A 19,201-nucleotide genomic window follows, 5' to 3' on the forward strand; every position below is an offset into this window, starting at 1 on the left:
GCCTCACTTGCTCGGGTATTCGACCAGGATGTCCTCGTCGCGGACGATCATCTGGCAGGCGAGGCGCCACTGGGTCGGCGGGATGTCGTCAACGTACATCTGCTCGATTTCAGCCTTGGTGATATGGCCGAGTTCGGTCAGCGCGGCGACTTCGCGGACATTGAGCGGGCCACCCATCGGCCGGCGCTTGCCGTCGACCGAGGATACCTTGACCAGGCAGGTGCCACAGTTGCCTTCCTGGCAACCGAAATCGATCGGGATGTGATGTTCCTTGGCCAGATCGAGGATGGTCTGGGTGTGGCTGCCGGCGACGGCGTAGACGGTTTTGTCCTTGTGCATCGGACTGCTGAAAGTAATGAGGGCCATTATTCGGTTCTCCTGATAAGCGGGTTGATTTGAATTTCTCTGTCGGGGTTGGGTGATTGCTTTTAATCTTGTTCGGTACTTGCTCGTCATTCCCGACTCGATCGGGAATCCAGAGGTTTTGCACCTGGATTCCCGCCTGCGCGGGAATGACGTATGCGGAAGCTAGGCGGGTTTTACGACCAGTTCGCCGCCGATGATCTGGGCCTGGCAGGCCAGGCGGTGGCCGCGCGGCGCCATGTTGTCCTTCAATACCTGGTCTTCCAGGATGCTCGGTGGGGCAAGGTTTTCGCCGCCGGAGACGATCTTGGTCAGGCAGGTGCAGCATTCGCCTTCGCGGCAGCCGTAGGTGATGCCGGCCCCGACTTTTTCCGATACTTCGATCAGGCGGGTGCCGGCCGGTACGGTGACCGAGACGCCGATATCTTCGAAGGTGACTTTGGCTTTTGGCATTTTTATCTCCCTGATTTACGCGAGTGTCGCCATGTCGATCTCGCGGTGTTCGACCCGGCCGGTCAGGTGACGGGCCAGGTTTTCGCCGAGGTTCCGGCAGGCTTCGAGTTCGCCGGTATCCGGCACCAGCTTGATGCGCAGGCCGTCGACCGGGACGCGCAGCTTGAGGCCGCGCAGGCGGTCCTCGATCAGCCGGACGGCTTCGCCGCTCCAGCCGTAGGAGCCGAAAGCGGCGCCCAGCTTGCCCTTGACGTTGACGGTGGTCAGCGACGAGAGCAGGTCCCAGATCGGCTTGACGGCGTCGGCATTGATGGTCGGGCTGCCGAAGGCAAGGCCGTCGGCTTCCTCGACCAGGTCGGTGAAGATTTCGGCTTCGCCGCCTTCGAGGTCGTACAGCGAAACGCGGACGCCGCCCAGGCTCTCGGCGCCGGCGGCGAGCGCCTCGGCCATGCGCCGGGTGTTGCCGTAGGCCGAGAGATAGAAGACGACCAGCGTCTTTTCGCTACGCGCCTCGTTGAACAGGCGCGGCGTGGCCAGTTCGCGGTAGCGGTGCACATAGTCGCGCGGCTGGTGGCGCAGGATGGGGCCGTGGGCCGGGGCGATCAGCTTGATAGGCAGCGGTTCGATCAGCGCGATGGCGTCGAGCACGTACTCGCGGAAGGGCCGCATGATGTGGGCGTAGTAGTACTCGAACGAGAAACGGAAATCGCCGACCGTGTCGTTGAACAGCCGGTTGTCGCAGAAGTGGCAGCCGAAGATGTCGCCGGTGAACAGCAGGCCATCTTCTTCGAGATAGGTGCACTGGGTGTCCGGCCAGTGCAGGTAGGGCGTGTGCAGAAAGCGCAGCGTGCGGCCGCCGAGGTCGACGGTATCGTCGGTGGTGACCGGGATGTATTCGGGCGGCTTTTCGCCGGAGGGTTTCAACAGCGCTTTCAACATCATCTGGGCGCGGCTGGAGAGATAGACCCGGGCCTGCGGGGCGCGCTTGAGCAATTCGGGCAGGGCGCCGCTGTGGTCCGGCTCCAGGTGGTTGAGGACGATGGTGGTGATTTCGTCGTAGCGGGCCACCGATTCGAGACGGCGGAAGAAATCGTCGGCGAAGTTCTCCTTCACCGTGTCGATGATCGCCACGCCGTTCTCGCCGCGCACGACATACGAGTTGTAGCTCGTGCCGTTGGCGGTTTTGAGGATGATGTCGAAGCTCCGCAGATGCGGGTCGAGGGCGCCCACCCAGTGGACGCCCGGCGCGATTTCTACGGCGTGGTCAGTGATTGCCGCAGCGACCATGGCTGCTTTCCTCTTCCGCGTGGTCATGCGCATGGCTGCCGCAACTGCCGTGGCCTTCCGGCCCGTGCACGCAGGCTTCGATATTGCCTTCCGGCAGGTCGACGTTTTTCAGCCCGATCCAGGCGTCGACCGCAGCAATATCGAACCCGACCAGCCGTTCCTCGCCGATTTCCATCAGGGGGCGGCGAATGAGCAGCGGGTTCTCCAGCAACAGGCGCAGCGCATGCTCGAAGCTGATGTTCTCGGGCACGATCTCGCCCGACTTGACGGCCGGCGCCGCCGGGTTGAACCACGCGCTGACCGGCAGTTTGCCGAGAAAGGCGAGCAGCCGTTCAGCCGTCCAGGCTTCGGTTTTCAGACTCTTGGCTTGGACGGTGTGGCCGGCCGCGGCGAGCAGGGTCTTTTGGCGAAGATTGCCCTTGCAGCCCGGTTTCTCGTAGAAGGTGACGACGGCCATCAGTGGGCTCCCATGCTTGTCATTCCCGGCTTGACCGGGAATCCAGAGGCGCACATCCTGGATTCCCGCCTACGCGGGAATGACGGCAACCGGGCGCTCATGCCGCTTCCCGCCACAAGCCAAACTCCTTCAGCTTCTCAATCGGGATGCCGGTCAGCGAGCCGGGTGGGTTCAGGAACTCGCCCAGTTCATCGACGATGGCCATTTCGATCGGGCAGATCGCGGCGCACTGCGGCACGCCGTGATCGCCCAGGCACTCGGTGCATTTGCCGTCGTCGATCAGGAAATGCGGGGTGTCCTTATAGATCGCATCGTTCGGGCAGACATCGACGCAAGCCCAGCAGTTGACACAGGATTGGGTAATTTGCAGAGCCATTTATGCCACCTTTTTGCTGTCGACCGCGGGCAGCAACTTGCCGGTCGCCGCGATTTCCTTGTACACCGCCAGCACGGCGTCCTCGATCGGCTCCATCGCGTGTTCGCCGTTCGGCGCGATGCCGGCGGCTTCCAGCTTGGCCCAGGGCTCGTAACCGATCTTCGAACAGAGAACGACCTCGCAGCCTTCGAGGATGCGGATATTCCTGTCGAGCAGGGATTCCGTAGCGCCCGCATCGACCACGTCGCCATCGCCGCAGGAGTCCATGCCGCCGCAGTACAGCTCGGTCTTGCGGTGGCTGATGAAGCGGACGCCGGCTGGCGAGGCTTCGTAGATCAGGAACTCCTTGGCATGCCCGAAGTGCTCGGCGACGACGCCGTTCTTGCCGGCCACCGCCATCAGCACCGGCCGCGACTCGGCCGGAATGCCCAGTTCCTCGGCTTTCGGCTTGGCGTTGCCGCGCTTGGCTTCGAGCTGCTCGATGATCGAGTCGTGCACTTCCTTGCGGCGGACCATGGCGGCTTCGTAATCGACATCCATGACGTCGATCTTGTCGAGCGTGAACTCGTCGCCGCGATCTTCGCCCAGCAGGCCGACCGCATCGGCCCGGCACTGGCGGCAATGGCGCATCATCGCCATGTCGCCGGCACAGGCGTCCTGCAGGTCCTGAAGCATTTCCGGGGTCGGTTCCGGCTGCTCCATGATGCCGTAGTAGGTGCCGTGTTCCGGTTCGGCGATCAGCGGCATGACGTTGTGCAGGAAGGCACCCTTGGCCTTGACGATCTTCGAAACTTCCTTCAGATGCTCGTCATTGACGCCGGGGATCAGCACCGAATTGACTTTGACCAGGATGCCGCGGTCGGTCAGCATCTGCAGACCCTTCTGCTGCTGCTCGATCAGGATCTTCGCGCCTTCGATGCCGAAGATGCGCTTGTTTTCCCAGTAGATCCACGGATAGATCTTGGCGCCGACTTCGGGATCGACGCAGTTGATGGTGATCGTCACGTGGTCGATGTTGTGCTTGGCGATTTCGTCGACGTACTGCGGCAGGCTGAGGCCGTTGGTCGACACGCACAGCTTGATGTCCGGGGCACGCGCGGAGAGCTGTTCGAAGGTTTCAAAGGTGCGGCCCGGGTTGGCCAGGGGGTCGCCGGGACCGGCGATGCCGAGCACCGTCATCTGTGGAATCTCGGCGGCGACGGCGAGCACCTTCTTGATCGCCTGGTCCGGCGTCAGCAGTTCGGAAACGACGCCGGGGCGGGATTCGTTCGAACAATCGTACTTGCGGTTGCAGTAGTTGCACTGGATGTTGCAGGCGGGTGCCACGGCGACGTGCATGCGGGCGAAGTAGTGGTGCGCTTCTTCCGAATAGCAGGGGTGGTCCTGCACCTTGGCGCGGATGTGGTCCGGCAGATGGCCCAATGCATCCGGGGCCGTACCGCAGCCGCTGGATGAGCAGCCGCCGCCTTCCGATTCCGACGGGGTGTTGCTGATGACTGGAAGTTCCACGATGAAGGCTCCTCGATAGCTGTGCGGGGTCTTTTCAGCAATCGGTATGCCAGGGGCTAAAGCCTTGTTAAAACAAGCGCTTGTCGTTTTTTGGCCGGGCCCTTGTTGGTGCCTTGTCGTGAACTCGACAAGGCACTGTTTCACGCGGGGAGTGGCTCCCGGCCTTGGCTGGCACTAAACTGGGAAGCAGACGGGGAGAGCACCATGAATGAAAACCTGAACACGCCGCTGCCGGAGTCGCCCGATTCGCGCACCATCCTGCTGGTCGATGACGAAGAGAACATCCTGTCGTCGCTGAAGCGCTTGTTGCGGCGGGACGGCTATCGCATCCTGACCGCCAGCGGCGGCGAGGCCGGGCTGGAGATCCTGGCGGCCAACGCGGTCGATGTGATCATCTCGGACCAGCGCATGCCGAACATGACCGGGGTCGAATTCCTACGCCGGGTGAAGACGCTTTACCCCGATACGGTGCGCCTCGTTCTCTCCGGCTACACCGAGTTCCAGTCGATTACCGACGCCATCAACGAAGGGGCGATCTACAAGTTCCTGACCAAGCCGTGGGACGACGAGCAGTTGCGGGCCAGCATCCTGGAAGCCTTCCGGATCAAGGCGCTGGCCGACGAGAACCGGCGCCTGAGCGACGAGTTGCTGCTCGCCAACCAGCAGTTGCGCGTCGTGCTCGACGAGAAACAGCGCCAGTTGCAGCGCGACGAAGTCGTGCTCGGTATCGGCCAGGAAATCCTGCAACTGGTGCCGCTGCCGATCATCGGTCTGGACGATGACGACATGGTCGTTTTCGCCAACGCCGAGGCCGACCGGCTGTTCGGCCAGGGCGCGCCGCTGATCGGCTCGTTCGCCCAGGCCGTGCTGCCGCCGGCCCTGCTCGACATCATCGGCGGCGCGGTCGGTGAGCATCGCTGGGCGCAGGGCGGGCTCGACTGGCCGGTCAATTATCAGCGGATCGGCTTCAATGCGGCGACCCAGGGCCGCGTGCTGGTGCTGGGGCCGGCGGCCCGGCCCTGATTGCCGCCGAGGCTCATGCTTGTCGGGCTTGCGACAAAGCCGGCTTTTTCAAGGTCTTGATAATTAAGCAGGTTTCTCTGGCGCCGCTCTTGCTAGGGCTAGACCATGAAAACCCATCTCGACTGGTCGGCTTACGACACCTATGGCGTGGGCGATGCCTACGCCGGCATTCCCGCCACCGGCGGCAACTACGCCAAGGCGGTTGCCGTCTGCATGAACAATCACCAGTGCCAGCGCGACGGCAAGGGCGTGATGTGCCCGAGTTACCGCATCACGCACGACCCGGCCCATTCGACCGGGGCCCGCGTCAAGGCGTTCAAGGCGGCGCTGAACGGGGAATTGGGCGACGATCCCTTCGCCCATCCTGACCTGGCGCGGGCGATGGATCTTTGCGTCTCCTGCAAGGGCTGCAAGAAGGAATGCCCGAGCGCCGTCGACATGACGCTGATCAAGACCGAGTATCTGGCCCAGAAAAACGAGCGCCTCGGCATCTCGCGCCGGACCCGGCTGTTTGCCGTTCTGCCGGCCTGGTTGCACCGATACCGCCGGTCGCTCGCCGTACTCGTCCGCTGGCGTAACGCCTCGCCGTGGCTGGCCGCTTTGGTCGAACGCTGGCTGGGCATCTCGGCCCGGCGGCCGATTCCGGAGATCGTCAGCCGGCCGTTTCGCGAGGCGAAAACCGAGTCCGCCGGTCAACGCGGCAAAGTGGCCCTTTTTGTCGATACCTTCAGCCATTACTACACGCCGGAAGTGGCCGAGGCGGCGATTGCCGTGCTCGAAGCCGGCGGTTACCGCGTCGAGGTGCTGCGCCCGGCGGCGGGCGATGCCGAACCGGCGCGGCCCTTGTGTTGCGGTCGCACCTACCTGTCGCAGGGCCTGGTCGAAGCGGCCAAAGTCGAGGCACGGCGGGTGATGGCAGCGCTCGGGCCGGCCCTGGCGGAAGGGACGCCGATTGTCGGCCTCGAACCTTCCTGCCTGCTCGCCTTGCGCGACGAGTTCTACAGCCTGGGGCTGGGGCCGGAAGTCGGGCAACTGGGCAAGCAGGCCTTCCTGTTCGAGGAATTCCTGATGCGCGAGGCCAACAAGGGCTTGCAGCTGAACCTGAAGCCGCTGCCGGGCGGCAAGGCGCTGGTGCATGGGCACTGCCACCAGAAAGCCTTCGGCGCGATGAAGTCAGTGAAGAAGGTGCTGGGCTGGATTCCGGATTTCGAATTCGAGATCGTCGATGCCAGTTGCTGCGGCATGTCCGGCAGTTTCGGGCTGGAGGCCGAGCATTACGAGGCCTCGGTGCAGATGGGCGAACTGGCTTTGCTGCCGGCGGTGCGGGCGGCGGCGAGCGACGCGCCGATCATCGCCGACGGGTTTTCCTGTCGCCACCAGATTCTCGACGGCACTGGCCGCCAGGCGATGCACGTCGCTACATTGCTGCAGCGCGCGCTAGCGTGAACGGCTTTTCCGGGTCGTACAGGCCGGACGAAACCTGCTGCAGGTTGCGGCCGAGATTCAGGTCTTCTTCGCGGATATGCCGTTCGAACCAGTATTCGATATAGCGCAGGACGCCGAAGACATCGATTTTTTGCTGGTGCACTTCATCGATGGCCTTCGCGATGGCATCGAGCATTTTCTGGTGCTTGCGGGCATGGGCCGAAAAATTCAGCCCGTTTTCGCCGGCCAGGCGTTCTTCGGTGGCGCAATGCTCGCGCAACTGGTTCATCAAGGCTTCCGCCTCGGCCAGCGGCAGATCCGGCGTGTCGAGACACAGGACTTTCAGGGCGGCCAGCCTGGAGAAGAGCGCTGCATGCTGGTCGTCAATTTCCTCGATATTGATGACCAGCGTGCTGGGCAGGAAAGCAGCGGTTTCTTGGTTCATCAATGGCTCCTTTTCTATCGGCTGGCGAGGTCCGGTCGTACAGCGGAGATTCCTGATTTTTCAGTATAGAGATCGAACGGTAAATTGCCAGATCAAAACTGCCGCCAATGAATATTTATGCCAAAGTAATTCAGGCCGGTGCTTTGCCTGTTGCCAGATTGGCCTCTGTCTTTGATGGCGAGTAGCGATTCTTCAGGCGGAGAAAAGGCTTTTCAAAATATTGATAGGAAAGCGGGGCGACCAGTACCAGCAGTACGAGGCCGACTCCCGGGTCGGGGGGCCAGGTCTGGCCGGGAATGCGATCGGGTCCGGTGTCGAGGAAAAGTCCCTGATACATGTAGATGCCGTAGGAAATGAGCCCGATGTACTTGAGCGGCGGAAACTCCAGGCCCCTGGTCAGGCGGCTGTCCTGGTTGAAGTAGAGCCAGGCCAGGCCCAGCGCGATGCCGATGGTGCGCAGGAAGTTGCCGCCAATGTTTTGCAGGAACCATGAGTCGCCCGTCAGATACAGGGAGTTGGCGTAGAGCAGGGTGGCAAGGGCCAGGCAGGCGGGCTGTGCGGCAAGCCCGCGGGCTGTTCGGGCTGTCCGCGGGCTGCCGATCAGGAGGGCGCTCAGGCAGCCTATGGCGATGGCGTAGCCGGCGATGAAGGACCAGCGCTCGACGAAATAGCCAGCCGCCAGCCCGGTCCTGACCAGATAGAGTTGAAGGAGCGGCGCGCTGACGATGAAAGTCAGGACCAGTCCGAGCAGGGCGAGACGGTATCGGCCGAAGAGCAGCAGAAAGACCGTCGGCCAGACCAGGTAGAAGTGTTCCTCGACGGCGAGCGACCAGGTATGGCCGATCAAGGAGGTGTAGATCCCGGTCGGGATGAAGTTGTAGGAGTAAATGTAGGCGTAGAACAGCGAATCCCACGAAGTGATGTTGGGTGCGGCGATGTGGAGCAGGCTGACGACGATCAGGAAAAGTATGTAGAGCGGGAAAATCCGCAGCGTCCGGCGCAGGATGAAATGCCTGATCGAGATGCAGCCCGTGTTGTTGAACTCGTTGATCAGCAGCGTCGTGATCAGGAAGCCCGACAGCACGAAGAAAGCCTGGACGCCGGTGCCGCCATGGATCATCGGCATCAGCGCCGGGGGGAACAGCTTCAGCTCAAGCAACGCGCCAAAAACGCCGAGGTGGGTCAGAACGACGGCAATCACCGCCAGGCCGCGTATGCCGTCGAATCCTTTGATCGTCCTGTGCATGGCGGCGCACTCCGTCTCTTGGGTTGTCGAGTTCCGCCTGTGTTCATTGGCAGCAGGGAGCAGTGTGCCCTGCATCCAGCTTGTTTCGAATACCTGGAATTTGGGATTTTCAGGGCAGGCAAGTGGTTAATTGGCCGAAAACCACCGTTGACCGCAGGACTGCCCCCCCGGCCGCTTATCCGCCGGACTGAGCGGCGTGCTTTTCGCGCACCATCTGGTCAAGGGCGTGGATGACGCCGTCGCTACCGCGTTCCACTTCCTCGAAGGCCGAGAATAGTTTGGCCTGGACATCGAAGTCGGTTTCCCAGCCCTGGCCCATGAAATCGAGCGCGCGGTGCATGTTCTGATGCACTTCGCGGTGCGGGGCGGCGATTTGTTTGAATGCCCCGAGCTTGCCGAAAACCTCGGTGGTGGCTTCGCTGCCCAGCCACTTGCCGAGCCGGCAGCCGGTTTCGCTGACCTTGATGGCCTGGGCGTTATCGGAATCGGCCCCCCGGTTGATCGCCATGTAGCCGTTCTGCTTATAGATGAAGTGATCGACCTTGGCCAGCGAGGCGAAGCTGACGTCATGGACGAAGCGAATCTGGGCCATGGCGGTGGCCGACGATGCGGCGACCGCGGCGAAGCGCTGATCGAAATCGCCGATGGTCTGCCGGGACTCGGAGGCGATGCCGCGCATTTCCTCCGAATTGACCAGCATTTTCTCGGCATCTTCCTGCAGGGTCAGCATGACGCCGGATATGGCCGAGGAAGCATCCTTCGAGTGCTCGGCCAGTTTGCGCACCTCGTCGGCGACGACGGCAAAACCGCGCCCGTGTTCGCCGGCACGGGCGGCTTCGATGGCGGCATTCAGGGCGAGCAGGTTGGTCTGGTCGGCGATGGTGGCGATCAGGCTGACCGAACGGGCGATTTCTTCGCGATGGCCATTGAATTCGGTGATCGCCCGGCCGGTTTCCTCGATTTTTTGCACCAGCCGGTTCATGCCGCCGACGACCTGGGCGATGGCGGCGCTGCTTTGCTCGGCGGCGGCCGCATTGGCGCTGGACAGTTCGGTCAGTTCGTCGGTCGAGGCGACGATGCCGAGCATGTCCTGCTGGCTGGTTCGCATGTTTTTCAGGAGGTTTTCGGCATTCAACTGGCCGAGGCGGGACAGCAGGTTGTTGCGCATTTCCCGGTGGTAATTGGCCATCAGGATGTCGAGCGACTGATTGCCACGCTCCACCGCCTCGCGGAAGACGCCTTGCAACGTGCTGCTCTCCATGTGGCGCTGAAACTGGTTGCTGCTGGCGGCAGCCAGTGCTTCGCGCTGCGCTTGGAAACAGGTTTCCATCTGGTCGAGCATGGCATTGACGTTGGTGCAGACCTGGCCCAGTTCGTCGCGCCGTGCCGTTGCCGGGATGCGGGCGCCGATGATGCCGCTGGCGATTTCACCGGAAATCCGGGCGATGTGCTGCAGCGGCGTCAGCGCCACTTTCAGCTTGTGCAGGTAGAACAGGCCGCTGCCGATGCCGAAGCACATCAGCAGGATCATCCAGATAGCGTCGAGCAATTGCCAGCCGTGCGTCGCCATGCCGACCAGGCCGGCGACGAGGAGCAGGATGTTCAGGAAAATGACTTCAAGGACGGCACTGGAGAGAAACGGGGAACGCTGCATGGGGTTTTCGCGATGGCTGATAAAAGTCCGGGATTATTCGGACGCAATGTGACAGCCGTTGGTCAATTGCCTTGACCAACGGCCTTGGACGGACGCTCAGAACTGCTTGACCTCGATATTCAGGGTCTGGATCCGGTAGGCGATCTGGCGCGGCGTCATGCCGAGGATGCGGGCCGCCTTGGCCTGCACCCAGCCAGCCTGTTCGAGGGCGGCGATGACCCGTTCCTTTTCCGACAGGTTGGGATCGTCGATATCGACTTCAGACAGGGCGCCGGGCGCCGATCCGGAAAGTGGGCTGAAAACCGGGTTGACCGCCGGATTGGCCAGACTGCGCTGGGCGCGCGGTGGCGTCCGCTCGCGGGCGCTCGGAAAGCGGATCAGATCGACGTCGATCTTGCCGTCTTCGGAGAGGACGGCGGCGCGTTCCAGGCAGTTTTCCAGTTCGCGGACATTGCCCGGCCATTCGTGGTTGGCCAGCCGGCGTTGCGCCATGTCGGTCAGGCTCAGCTTGCGTTTCTGATCGTTGCCGATCTTGCCGAGCAGGTGGCGGGCAATTTCCGGGATGTCCTCGATCCGCTCGCGCAGCGGCGGCAGGAAGAGGGGCATGACGTTCAGCCGGTAGAACAAGTCCTCGCGGAAATCGCCCATATCGACGGCGGTTTCCAGATCGCGGTGGGTGGCGGCGATGATCCGCACATCGACCTTGATCGTCTTGCTGCCGCCAACCCGCTCGAATTCGCCTTCCTGCAGGATGCGCAGCAGCTTGGCCTGGAAGGGGGCCGAGACTTCGCCGATTTCGTCGAGGAACAGCGTGCCGCCATGGGCCTGTTCGAAACGCCCCTTGCGCGACTCGACGGCGCCGGTGAAGGCGCCGCGTTCGTGGCCGAAGAGTTCCGATTCGAGCAGGTTTTCCGGTAGCGCCGCGCAGTTCAGGCGCACCATCGCATTCCTGGCGCGCGGCGAGTTGTAGTGGATGGCGTTGGCGATCAGCTCCTTGCCGGTGCCAGTTTCGCCGCGGATCAGCACTGTGGTGTTCCACTTGGCGACCAGCCGCGCTTGGTCAAAAACGCGTCGCATCACCGCCGAGCGGCCGACCATGCTGTCGAAGCCGAACTGGTGGCGGACGGTGCGGCGCAGCAAGTCGCGCTCTTCGAGCAGGGTCGATTTTTCCTGCGCCACTTCGAGCGACAGGCGCAGGCTCTGGCCGATCAGGTTGGCGACCATTTCGACGAACTGGGCGCGCTCTTCGAGCAGGCCGTCCTCCGGTCCTTCCGGCTGGACGGCGAGGACGCCCTGCAGGTTGCCGCCGACCTTGATCGGCACGGCGATGAAGGGCAGTTCAGGGTCATAAAGCTGGGTTCGGTTCAGGAAGCGCGGCTCGTCGGCGACGCGCGGCAGCTTGATGGTGCGTGGTTTTTCCAGGATCAGGCCGATCACCCCTTCGCCCGGGCCGTACTGGGCGTCGTCCGAGTTCGGGCCGTCCGGGTTGTAGATGGTGTGGATGGCCAGCTTGCCGGTCTCGGCGTCGACGACACCGATCAGGCCGCGGCTCAGGCCGGCTTCGTCGTGCAGGACGCGCAGCACGTCGCGCAGCGTCTCATTGAAGGCAAGCGAGCGGCTGAGGACGCGGCTGACCGCGTACAACGCGGCGAGCAGCAGGATGTTCAACTCGTGCGTTCGGCAGTAGCCGTTGGCCGGAACGCACTCGTCTGCGGAATGGATGATGTGTTCGTGCATGCTGTTCTCGTCTTGTTCTTAGATCGGGTCGCCGTCGAGGCGGAATTCGACGATCGCCGCGCAGCCGCCGCTCGGGCTTTCTTCAAGGTCGATGATGCCGCCGTGGTCGGCCACCACCTGCTGGGCGCGCGACAGGCCGGTGCCGATATGGCGGCCGCTGCCGTTCTTGGCCGTGAAGAAAGGCTCGAAGGCCTTGTGCCGCCAGTCCGGCGGAATGCCCGGGCCGCTGTCGAGCACCGAAACGATGATGCAGTCGTGGTCGACCGCGCTGGTCAAGCTCAATTCGCGACGCTTCCAGCCCTTGATGTTCATTGCCTCGATGGCGTTGTCGACCAGCGCCTTGAACAGCATGCGCAGTTGCAGCGGTCGGCCGAGGATAGCCGGCAGGGTGGCAGCCGGCTGCCAGTCGACGACGATGCCGGCGGCGAGCAGGCGCGGCGTGCAGATTTCCAGCACGTCGCGCAGGATTTCGTTGAGGTTGATGCTGACGACGATCTCCTGCGGGCTCTGCGGAATCACTTGGCGCAGCGCTTCCATGTGCTCGCGACTGGCCGCCAGCGCCTGCGTCAGGACGCCGGCACTGGCCGGGTCGCGCCGTTGCAGCACCGAAGCGGCCGAAGCCATCACGTTCATCGGCTCTTCCAGCCGGAAAATGGCGGCCGACAGCCCCTCGCGGATGGCCGCGGTACGTTCCTCGTCGGCCAGCACCGCCTGCAGGGCAGCGGCCCGGGCCCGTTCCTGTTCCTCGCGCAGGGAGCTGATGTCGGCGATGGCCAGCAGCAGGCCGGGCTGGCCCTCGGCGCAGAAATAGCTGTCGGCGCAGTCGCTGTGCATGTCGATCAGCGAGGCGCTGACCGACAGCCAGCGCGGCCGCCCGGCGGCGCGGTCGATGCGCGCTTCGCGGTTGGTAAAGCTGCATTTCTCCGGTGTTTCGGCCAGTGTCCTGGCCCAGGCTGGCAGCAGGCTGTCGAGCAGCGTGTGGGCCGGTTCCTTCAGGTGCAGGTCGCTGACCAGCTTCTTGTATTCCTGGTTGTCGAGGACCAGGCGGCCGTTCCGGTCGAGCAGTGCGAAGGCCATCGGCGCCGCATCGACGACCGACTCGATCAGGTGTTTCTGGTTGCGGACGACGCGTTCCAGGCGGTGCATCTCGGTCACGTCGCGATGCATGCCGAGGAAGTGCGTGGTCTGGCCCGTGTTATCGACGACCGGCGAGATGGTCAGTTCGGCCAGGTAGAGATCGCCATCCTTCTTGCGGTTGAGCAGTTTGCCCGACCACGGTCGCTGGTTGGACAGTTCGCCCCACATTGTCCGGTAGAGCTCGTCGGGCGTCGTGTGGTTGGAGAGTACCGCTTCGTTCTGGCCGATGATCTCATCGGCCGCGTAACCGGTGACGCGGGTGAAGGCTTCGTTGGCGAACAGGATGTTCGCCTTGGGGTCGGTGATCGAGATCGCCAGGTCGGCCTGGTCTACCGCCTGGCGGTAGGCTTCGGATGGCAGCTCTGTTTTCTGCTGAACAGTGGGCGCTGGGGCGCGGTTAACAGCCGACATGGACTTGCTCCTGAGTAGTACGTTGGGCGGGTTGTGGTAGTTCCTTGTGTCTAGTTAAAGCAGCTTCCGTGCCTTTTGCCGAATGACCAGACGGCGGCGGCCAGCCGTCAGGCTTTCGGGGCAAATGCGACGAAATTCCTGTCGCGTTTGCGACATTGCGCCATTCCTGGTTTTGCCCTGTTTTGGTGCGTCGACCGCCGGAACGTGCATCGATGCGGGTTTGCCGGGTGTTCGCCCGGTTTGGCACGGCTTGTGCAATGAAGGCGGCAGGTCAACTCGAACTCCTTACCGCCATGAGCGAATTTATCCTGCTGCTTCTCTCCACTGCGCTGGTCAACAACGTGGTGTTGATCAAGTTCCTCGGCCTCTGCCCGGTGATGGGCGTGTCGAAGAGCGTCGACAGCGCCTTCGGCATGGGCCTGGCCACCACCTTCGTCATCACGCTCGCCGCCGGTGCCTCGTGGATGCTCGACAACTGGCTGCTCGCCCCGTTCGGCCTGGGCTACCTGCGCATCCTGACCTTTATCCTGGTCATCGCCGCCGTCGTTCAATTCACCGAGATGTTCATCAAGAAGGCCAGCCCCGGTCTTTACCAGTCGCTCGGCATCTACCTGCCGCTGATCACCACCAACTGCGCCGTGCTTGGCGTTGCGCTGCTCAACGTCGAACAGAAGTTCAGCCTGTTCAAGAGCCTGCTCTACGGTTTCGGCTCGGCGCTCGGCTTCACCATCGTGCTGCTCATCTTCGCCGGCCTGCGCGAACGGGTGGCGCTGGCCCGCGTGCCCGCCGCCTTCGCCGGGGCGCCGATCGCCTTCATCACCATCAGCCTGCTCGCGCTGTCCTTCATGGGCTTCTCGGGCCTCAACGTTTAAGGGGAGAAACGATGATCGCCGCCATTCTTAGCCTGACCATTCTCGGTGCCGCGCTCGGCATCATCCTCGGCGTCGCCAATAAGTTCCTGCAGGTCGAAGGCAACCCGCTGGTCGACGAACTGATCGCCATGATGCCCGGCTCCAACTGCGGGCAGTGCGGTTTTCCCGGCTGTTCCGGCGCCGCCTCGGCGATTGCCGATGGTTCCGCGTCGCCGGCCTGCTGCCCGCCGGGCGGCAAGACGCTGGCGACGGCGATTGCCGCCAAGCTCGGCATCACCATCGACCTTTCGGCCCTGGCCGACGATGGTCCGAAGATCGCCACAGTGGCCGAAGAACTGTGCATCGGCTGCTGCCGGTGCAGCAAGGTCTGTCCGACCGATGCCATCCTCGGTGCCGCCAAGCAGATCCACAACGTGCTGCGCGAAGCCTGTACCGGCTGCAGCAGTTGCGTCGAAAAATGCCCGACCGAGGCGCTGGTCATGACGCCGGTGCCGGTCACCCTGCAACACTGGGTCATGCCCAAACCTCTTGCCGCGTGAGATCACCATGGGATTCATGAACCTCTTCAAGCACTTCCTCGGTAACGACTGGGGCGTGCATCCGGCCGACCACAAGCACCCGGCCGCCGCTGCTCCGACCCGCAAGCTGCCGATTCCGCCGCGGCTCCATCTGATGTTGTCGCAGCACGTCGGGGCACCGTCACGGCCAGTCGTGCTGGTTGGTCAGAAGGTGAAGAAGGGCGAGCTGATCGCCGCTGCCCACGGCAATATCTCGGCACCGCTGCATGCCTCGACCTCCGGCACGATCAGCGGCATCGGCGAGATCACCGCGCCGCATACCTCCGGTTTGCCCGGCATGGCGATTTCGATCGATAGCGACGGTGAAGATGCCTGGCTGGACAGCGAGCCGGTCGCCGATCCCTTTGCCCTGAGCCCCGAGGAAATCGCCAACCGTGTCGCGGCGGCCGGGGTAGTCGGGTTGGGGGGAGCGACCTTCCCCTCATCGGTCAAGCTCAACCTCGGGCGCCGCTCGAAAATCGACACGCTGATCATGAACGGCAGCGAGTGCGAACCCTATCTTTCCTGCGACGATCGCCTGATGCGCGACCGTGCCGCCGATATCGTGATCGGCATCCGGCTGATGCTGATCTCGACCGGCGCTCAGGTCGCCAAGGTCGGCATCGAGGACAACAAGCCGGAAGCGATTGCGGCGATGCAGGAGGCGGCGGCGCGCTTCGACAAGGTCAGCATCGTGCCCGTGCCGGCCCGTTATCCGATGGGTTCCGACCGCCAGTTGATCGTCGAACTGACTGGTCGCGAGGTGCCGTCCGACGCTCGTGCCGCCGATGTCGGCGTGATTGTTCATAACGTCGGTACCGCCTATGCGGTACAGCAGGCCGTCTGTCTCGGCCGGCCGCTGGTCAGCCGGCTGATGACGCTGAACGGCGGGGCGGCGGCGATGCCCGGCAATTACGAGGTGCCGCTCGGTACCTTGATCAGCGATCTGGTGGCATTCACTGGCGGCCTCAAGACTTCGGCTGCCAAGCTGGTGATGGGCGGCCCGATGATGGGCACCGTGCTGCCGCACCTGCGGGTGCCGGTGATCAAGGGCACCAGCGGCATTCTGCTGCTCGATGCCGGCGAGGCGGCCGAACTGGAGCCGGAGGCCTGCATCCGTTGCGGCAGTTGCGTCAAGGCCTGCCCGATGGGGCTGCTGCCGCTCGAAATGAGCGCCCGCATCCGCAACGACGACATGGATGCCGCGGTCGATCTCGGTCTCTCCGATTGCATCGCCTGCGGCTGCTGTGCCTACGTCTGTCCGTCGCATATTCCGCTGGTCCAGTATTTCTATCACGCCAAGGGCGAACTCTCGGCGCGGCAGCGCACCCAGTTGCGTACCGAGGCAACCAAGAAACTCGCCACCCAACGCCAGGAACGGCTGGAGCGCGAAGCCCGTGAAAAGGCCGAGGCTGCCGCCAAGCGTAAGGCGGAACGGGCCGCGCAACAGGCGGCCGCTGCGGCGGCAGCCCAGGCAACCACCACTGCTGCGGTCGACACCGTAAAACAAGGAGAATCGGCATGAATAGCGCGACGCTCGCTGTCGAAACAATTGCCTCGCCGCATGCCCATGGCGGCAATTCGGTGACGCGGACGATGTTCCGGGTCCAGATGGCACTGGTCCCGGCCACCGCCTTCGGTTTCTGGCTGTTCGGCTGGCCGGCCTTCTTTCTCTGGCTGCTGACCATTCTTTCCTGCCTCGGTTTCGAGCTGCTATCGCTGAAGCTGATGGGGAGCCGGCGCATCAAGGGCACCTTGTGGGATGGCTCGGCGCTGCTCACCGGCTGGTTGCTGGCCCTGACGCTGCCACCCTGGGCGCCATGGTGGGTGGCCGTGATCGGCGCTTTCATCGCGATCGTGATCGGCAAGCAGGTTTTTGGCGGAGTGGGGCAGAACGTCTTCAACCCGGCGATGGTGGCGCGGGTGGCGCTGCTGGTCTCCTTCCCGGTGCCGCTGACCCAGTGGGTGACACCATTGCCGCTGATGTCGGTCGGGGCGCCTGATTTTGTTCATGGCCTGCGCATCTTCCTGACCAGTCTGCCGCTGCCGGATGCGATGGCCAGCGCCTCGCTGCTCGGTTATACCAAGACCGAAATGTCGCGCGGCATCGACCTGCTCAATTCCCTGGCCGGCGCCCATGCCCCGGCCATGTCGTGGATCGGCGCCCGCTCGGGCAGCCTGGGTGAATCGGCCTCACTGCTGATCCTCGGCGGCGGCCTGTACCTGCTGGTCAGCGGCATCATCACCTGGCACACCCCGCTGGCGGTGCTGGCCGGCCTGGCGATCCCGGCGGCGATCGGCCATGCCGTCGATCCAGCGCATTACCTGAGCGTTTCCGCCCACCTGTTGTCCGGCGCGGCGATGCTCGGCGCCTTCTTCATCGCCACCGATTATGTCACTTCGCCGAATACCGGCAGCGGGCAGATCGTCTTCGGCCTGGGCGTCGGCCTGCTGACCTGGATCATCCGCAGCTACGGCGGCTACCCGGAGGGCATGGCCTTCGCCGTGCTGCTGATGAATGCGCTGACCCCGGTCATCGACCGTTTCGCCAAGCCGCGCATCCTCGGTCGCGACCGCAAGGGCAAGCCGCTCGATATTCCGGAAAACAAGGGAGCCTGAGATGAACTTTGAATCCTTCCGCGAAAAGATGGGCTACCAGCCCATCCTGCTCGGCACCTTCGCGCTGCTCGCCAGCGGCGCGCTGGCCTGGGCCTCGAATGCCACCGGCGGTGCGATTGCCGCCGCCGAAGCCAAGGACTTGCGCGACTCGCTGTCGGAAGTGCTGCCGCAAGGTTTCGCCGACAACGATTTTCTCAACGACAAGCTGGAAATCGAGCGTGACGGAAAAATGGTCACCATTTACCGCGCCCGCCAGGGCGAGACGGTCAAGGGGGCCGTCTTCAAGGTCGGCGAGCGTGGCTACGCGGCGGAAATCCAGGTCTTGATGGCGGTCGATGCCGAGGGGAAAACCCTGGGCGTCCGTGTCATCAAGCATGCCGAAACGCCCGGCCTGGGCGACAAGATCGAAGTCAAGAAAGATCCGTGGATCAAGGATTTCGACGGCAAGGGCCTGGGCAATCCGGCCCCCGAGAAATGGGGCGTCAAGAAGGATGGCGGTATTTTCGACCAGTTCGCCGGGGCGACCATTACGCCACGTGCCGTGGTCAAGGCAGTCAAGGGCGGGCTGGATTTCTATGCCGCGCATCGCAAGGAAATTCTCGGAGACAAGTCATGAGCGACGCCCTGAAAGAAGTCCCCTTGGGGGGCGCCCTGAAAGAAGTCCCCTCGGGGAACAACTACGGCAGCATCATGAAGGAAGGCTTGTGGGAGCAGAACGTCGTCTTCTCGCAACTGCTCGCCATGTGTCCGACGATGGCGGTTACCACCAGCGGCACCAACGGCCTTGGCATGGGGCTGGCCACGACGGCAGTGCTTATCGTTTCCAATATCCTGGTCTCGATGATCCGCCATACGGTCAGCTCGCAGGTGCGGATTCCGGTCTTCGTCGTGCTGATTGCGACCTTGGTCACCGTCGTCGATATGGCGATGAATGCCTGGCTGCATGATCTTTACAAGGTACTTGGCCTGTTCATTGCGCTGATCGTGGTCAACTGCGCCATTCTCGGGCGGGCCGAGGCCTTTGCCGTGAAGTCGGGGGTGGCCGCGTCGGCGGTCGATGGGCTGGCGATGGGCCTCGGCTTTACCGGAGCGCTGACCTTCATCGGTCTGATTCGTGAATTTCTTGGGTCCGGCACCTTGTTTGCCCAGGCTTCCAACCTGCTTGGGCTGTCCTTCGCCTTTCTCGAAATGAAGGTGCCCGGCTACGGCGGGGCATTGCTGATGATTTTGCCGCCGGGCGGCTTCGCCATTCTTGGCTTCCTGCTGGCCGGCAAGCGTGTCATGGAAAGGAGGCTGGACGAACGAGCAAAGCAACAGACGGGTGATGCAGCACCTGTCGCCGCCTAAGGAGAAAACCGTGCAGATTGGTATCGCCTATTCCGAGCCGGGACAACAGATCTGGCTGAATATCGAGGTTCCTGACGAGTCGACCGTAGCAGACGGCATCGAGCGTTCAGGCTTGCTCAAACAGTTTCCACATATTGATCTGTCAACACAGAAAGTCGGAGTCTTCGGTCGTCTGGTAAAGTTGGAAGCCGCCTTGAAACCGGGCGACCGTATTGAAATATACCGGGCAATCATTGCCGACCCAGCAACCGTCCCGCGTCGGGACATGGATGATGAAGAATAA

20 protein-coding genes are annotated in these 19,201 nt (G+C 63.1%); 9 read left to right on the top strand and 11 right to left on the bottom strand.

Annotated elements, in window-relative coordinates; genetic code table 11:
- Positions 1-3: 3 nt before the first annotated feature.
- From AT959_RS06555 to nifB, 6 genes are all read right to left on the bottom strand, one after another.
- The gene (locus AT959_RS06555) at positions 4-366 is read right to left on the bottom strand and encodes a 2Fe-2S iron-sulfur cluster-binding protein (protein ID WP_066881887.1); all 363 of its coding nucleotides are present in this window, start codon (positions 364-366) and stop codon (positions 4-6) included.
- A 162-nt stretch (positions 367-528) separates the two neighbouring features.
- A complete protein-coding gene (locus tag AT959_RS06560) occupies positions 529-816 on the bottom strand; it encodes a 2Fe-2S iron-sulfur cluster-binding protein (protein ID WP_066881889.1) in 288 nt (95 codons plus the stop codon).
- Between the two features lie 15 nt (positions 817-831).
- On the bottom strand, positions 832-2,103 hold the full coding sequence (locus tag AT959_RS06565) for an FprA family A-type flavoprotein (protein ID WP_066881891.1): 1,272 nt from the start codon (positions 2,101-2,103) through the stop codon (positions 832-834).
- The gene (locus AT959_RS06570; protein WP_066881893.1) at positions 2,081-2,560 is read right to left on the bottom strand and encodes an ArsC/Spx/MgsR family protein; all 480 of its coding nucleotides are present in this window, start codon (positions 2,558-2,560) and stop codon (positions 2,081-2,083) included. Before AT959_RS06570 ends, AT959_RS06565 begins: the two co-directional genes overlap by 23 nt.
- A gap of 97 nt (positions 2,561-2,657) precedes the next feature.
- Entirely contained in the window at positions 2,658-2,936 is a 279-nt protein-coding gene (locus tag AT959_RS06575; RefSeq protein ID WP_066881895.1) for a 4Fe-4S binding protein, read from the bottom strand.
- Entirely contained in the window at positions 2,937-4,445 is a 1,509-nt protein-coding gene (nifB, locus tag AT959_RS06580) for a nitrogenase cofactor biosynthesis protein NifB (RefSeq protein WP_066881897.1), read from the bottom strand.
- A 204-nt stretch (positions 4,446-4,649) separates the two neighbouring features.
- Between nifB and AT959_RS06585 the strand changes: the two genes are divergently transcribed.
- The gene (locus AT959_RS06585; protein WP_205629846.1) at positions 4,650-5,468 is read left to right on the top strand and encodes a response regulator; all 819 of its coding nucleotides are present in this window, start codon (positions 4,650-4,652) and stop codon (positions 5,466-5,468) included.
- A 105-nt stretch (positions 5,469-5,573) separates the two neighbouring features.
- Positions 5,574-6,914 carry a (Fe-S)-binding protein gene (locus AT959_RS06590; RefSeq protein ID WP_066881899.1) on the top strand — a complete coding sequence of 447 codons (1,341 nt, stop codon included), beginning with the start codon at positions 5,574-5,576 and terminating at the stop codon, positions 6,912-6,914.
- Here the strand turns inward: AT959_RS06590 and AT959_RS06595 are convergent.
- The 5 genes from AT959_RS06595 to nifL all read right to left on the bottom strand — a co-directional run bounded on the left by AT959_RS06595 (position 6,886) and on the right by nifL (position 13,523).
- Positions 6,886-7,338: a bacteriohemerythrin gene (locus AT959_RS06595; RefSeq protein ID WP_066881901.1), complete on the bottom strand. Its 453-nt coding sequence runs from the start codon at positions 7,336-7,338 to the stop codon at positions 6,886-6,888. The genes AT959_RS06590 and AT959_RS06595 overlap by 29 nt on opposite strands.
- A gap of 130 nt (positions 7,339-7,468) precedes the next feature.
- Positions 7,469-8,584, bottom strand: a complete 1,116-nt coding sequence (locus tag AT959_RS06600) for an acyltransferase family protein (protein WP_066881902.1) — start codon at positions 8,582-8,584, stop codon at positions 7,469-7,471.
- A gap of 175 nt (positions 8,585-8,759) precedes the next feature.
- On the bottom strand, positions 8,760-10,238 hold the full coding sequence (locus tag AT959_RS06605; protein WP_066881904.1) for a methyl-accepting chemotaxis protein: 1,479 nt from the start codon (positions 10,236-10,238) through the stop codon (positions 8,760-8,762).
- A gap of 96 nt (positions 10,239-10,334) precedes the next feature.
- The gene (gene nifA, locus AT959_RS06610) at positions 10,335-11,975 is read right to left on the bottom strand and encodes a nif-specific transcriptional activator NifA (protein WP_083518251.1); all 1,641 of its coding nucleotides are present in this window, start codon (positions 11,973-11,975) and stop codon (positions 10,335-10,337) included.
- Positions 11,976-11,993: 18 nt separating this feature from the next.
- Positions 11,994-13,523: a nitrogen fixation negative regulator NifL gene (gene nifL, locus AT959_RS06615; protein ID WP_066881906.1), complete on the bottom strand. Its 1,530-nt coding sequence runs from the start codon at positions 13,521-13,523 to the stop codon at positions 11,994-11,996.
- Positions 13,524-13,816: 293 nt separating this feature from the next.
- On the opposite strand from nifL, the gene rsxA reads away from it, so the two are divergent.
- Genes rsxA through AT959_RS06650 form a run of 7 tightly spaced genes read left to right on the top strand, consistent with a single transcriptional unit; the run spans position 13,817 to position 19,201 of the window.
- Complete coding sequence (rsxA, locus tag AT959_RS06620; RefSeq protein WP_066882323.1) at positions 13,817-14,395, top strand: electron transport complex subunit RsxA; 579 nt, start codon at positions 13,817-13,819, stop codon at positions 14,393-14,395.
- A gap of 11 nt (positions 14,396-14,406) precedes the next feature.
- On the top strand, positions 14,407-14,934 hold the full coding sequence (locus tag AT959_RS06625; RefSeq protein ID WP_066881908.1) for an RnfABCDGE type electron transport complex subunit B: 528 nt from the start codon (positions 14,407-14,409) through the stop codon (positions 14,932-14,934).
- 7 nt (positions 14,935-14,941) lie between these two features.
- Positions 14,942-16,477 carry an electron transport complex subunit RsxC gene (gene rsxC, locus AT959_RS06630; RefSeq protein ID WP_066881910.1) on the top strand — a complete coding sequence of 512 codons (1,536 nt, stop codon included), beginning with the start codon at positions 14,942-14,944 and terminating at the stop codon, positions 16,475-16,477.
- Positions 16,474-17,571, top strand: a complete 1,098-nt coding sequence (locus AT959_RS06635; RefSeq protein ID WP_066881911.1) for an RnfABCDGE type electron transport complex subunit D — start codon at positions 16,474-16,476, stop codon at positions 17,569-17,571. The genes rsxC and AT959_RS06635 overlap by 4 nt, the downstream gene beginning before the upstream one ends.
- Before the next feature lies 1 nt (position 17,572).
- A complete protein-coding gene (locus AT959_RS06640) occupies positions 17,573-18,187 on the top strand; it encodes an RnfABCDGE type electron transport complex subunit G (RefSeq protein ID WP_066881913.1) in 615 nt (204 codons plus the stop codon).
- Entirely contained in the window at positions 18,184-18,918 is a 735-nt protein-coding gene (locus tag AT959_RS06645) for an electron transport complex subunit E (RefSeq protein WP_083518252.1), read from the top strand. The genes AT959_RS06640 and AT959_RS06645 overlap by 4 nt, the downstream gene beginning before the upstream one ends.
- A 10-nt stretch (positions 18,919-18,928) precedes the next feature.
- Positions 18,929-19,201, top strand: coding sequence for an RnfH family protein (locus AT959_RS06650; RefSeq protein ID WP_066882325.1), 273 nt, complete (start codon positions 18,929-18,931; stop codon positions 19,199-19,201).

Source organism: Dechloromonas denitrificans (genome assembly GCF_001551835.1).
GTDB lineage: Bacteria > Pseudomonadota > Gammaproteobacteria > Burkholderiales > Rhodocyclaceae > Azonexus > Azonexus denitrificans.

Excerpts from the sequence above, each read along its gene's own strand:
- AT959_RS06640 (WP_066881913.1), top strand. The coding sequence starts at position 17,573 with ATGAACTTTGAATCCTTCCGCGAAAAGATGGGCTACCAGCCCATCCTG.
- nifA (WP_083518251.1), bottom strand. The coding sequence starts at position 11,975 with ATGCACGAACACATCATCCATTCCGCAGACGAGTGCGTTCCGGCCAAC.
- AT959_RS06555 (WP_066881887.1), bottom strand. The coding sequence starts at position 366 with ATGGCCCTCATTACTTTCAGCAGTCCGATGCACAAGGACAAAACCGTC.
- AT959_RS06595 (WP_066881901.1), bottom strand. The coding sequence starts at position 7,338 with ATGAACCAAGAAACCGCTGCTTTCCTGCCCAGCACGCTGGTCATCAAT.
- AT959_RS06635 (WP_066881911.1), top strand. The coding sequence starts at position 16,474 with ATGAATAGCGCGACGCTCGCTGTCGAAACAATTGCCTCGCCGCATGCC.
- rsxC (WP_066881910.1), top strand. The coding sequence starts at position 14,942 with ATGGGATTCATGAACCTCTTCAAGCACTTCCTCGGTAACGACTGGGGC.
- AT959_RS06585 (WP_205629846.1), top strand. The coding sequence starts at position 4,650 with ATGAATGAAAACCTGAACACGCCGCTGCCGGAGTCGCCCGATTCGCGC.
- AT959_RS06575 (WP_066881895.1), bottom strand. The coding sequence starts at position 2,936 with ATGGCTCTGCAAATTACCCAATCCTGTGTCAACTGCTGGGCTTGCGTC.
- rsxA (WP_066882323.1), top strand. The coding sequence starts at position 13,817 with ATGAGCGAATTTATCCTGCTGCTTCTCTCCACTGCGCTGGTCAACAAC.
- AT959_RS06570 (WP_066881893.1), bottom strand. The coding sequence starts at position 2,560 with ATGGCCGTCGTCACCTTCTACGAGAAACCGGGCTGCAAGGGCAATCTT.
- nifL (WP_066881906.1), bottom strand. The coding sequence starts at position 13,523 with ATGTCGGCTGTTAACCGCGCCCCAGCGCCCACTGTTCAGCAGAAAACA.
- AT959_RS06565 (WP_066881891.1), bottom strand. The coding sequence starts at position 2,103 with ATGGTCGCTGCGGCAATCACTGACCACGCCGTAGAAATCGCGCCGGGC.
- AT959_RS06560 (WP_066881889.1), bottom strand. The coding sequence starts at position 816 with ATGCCAAAAGCCAAAGTCACCTTCGAAGATATCGGCGTCTCGGTCACC.
- AT959_RS06645 (WP_083518252.1), top strand. The coding sequence starts at position 18,184 with ATGAGCGACGCCCTGAAAGAAGTCCCCTTGGGGGGCGCCCTGAAAGAA.
- AT959_RS06625 (WP_066881908.1), top strand. The coding sequence starts at position 14,407 with ATGATCGCCGCCATTCTTAGCCTGACCATTCTCGGTGCCGCGCTCGGC.
- AT959_RS06600 (WP_066881902.1), bottom strand. The coding sequence starts at position 8,584 with ATGCACAGGACGATCAAAGGATTCGACGGCATACGCGGCCTGGCGGTG.
- AT959_RS06605 (WP_066881904.1), bottom strand. The coding sequence starts at position 10,238 with ATGCAGCGTTCCCCGTTTCTCTCCAGTGCCGTCCTTGAAGTCATTTTC.
- AT959_RS06590 (WP_066881899.1), top strand. The coding sequence starts at position 5,574 with ATGAAAACCCATCTCGACTGGTCGGCTTACGACACCTATGGCGTGGGC.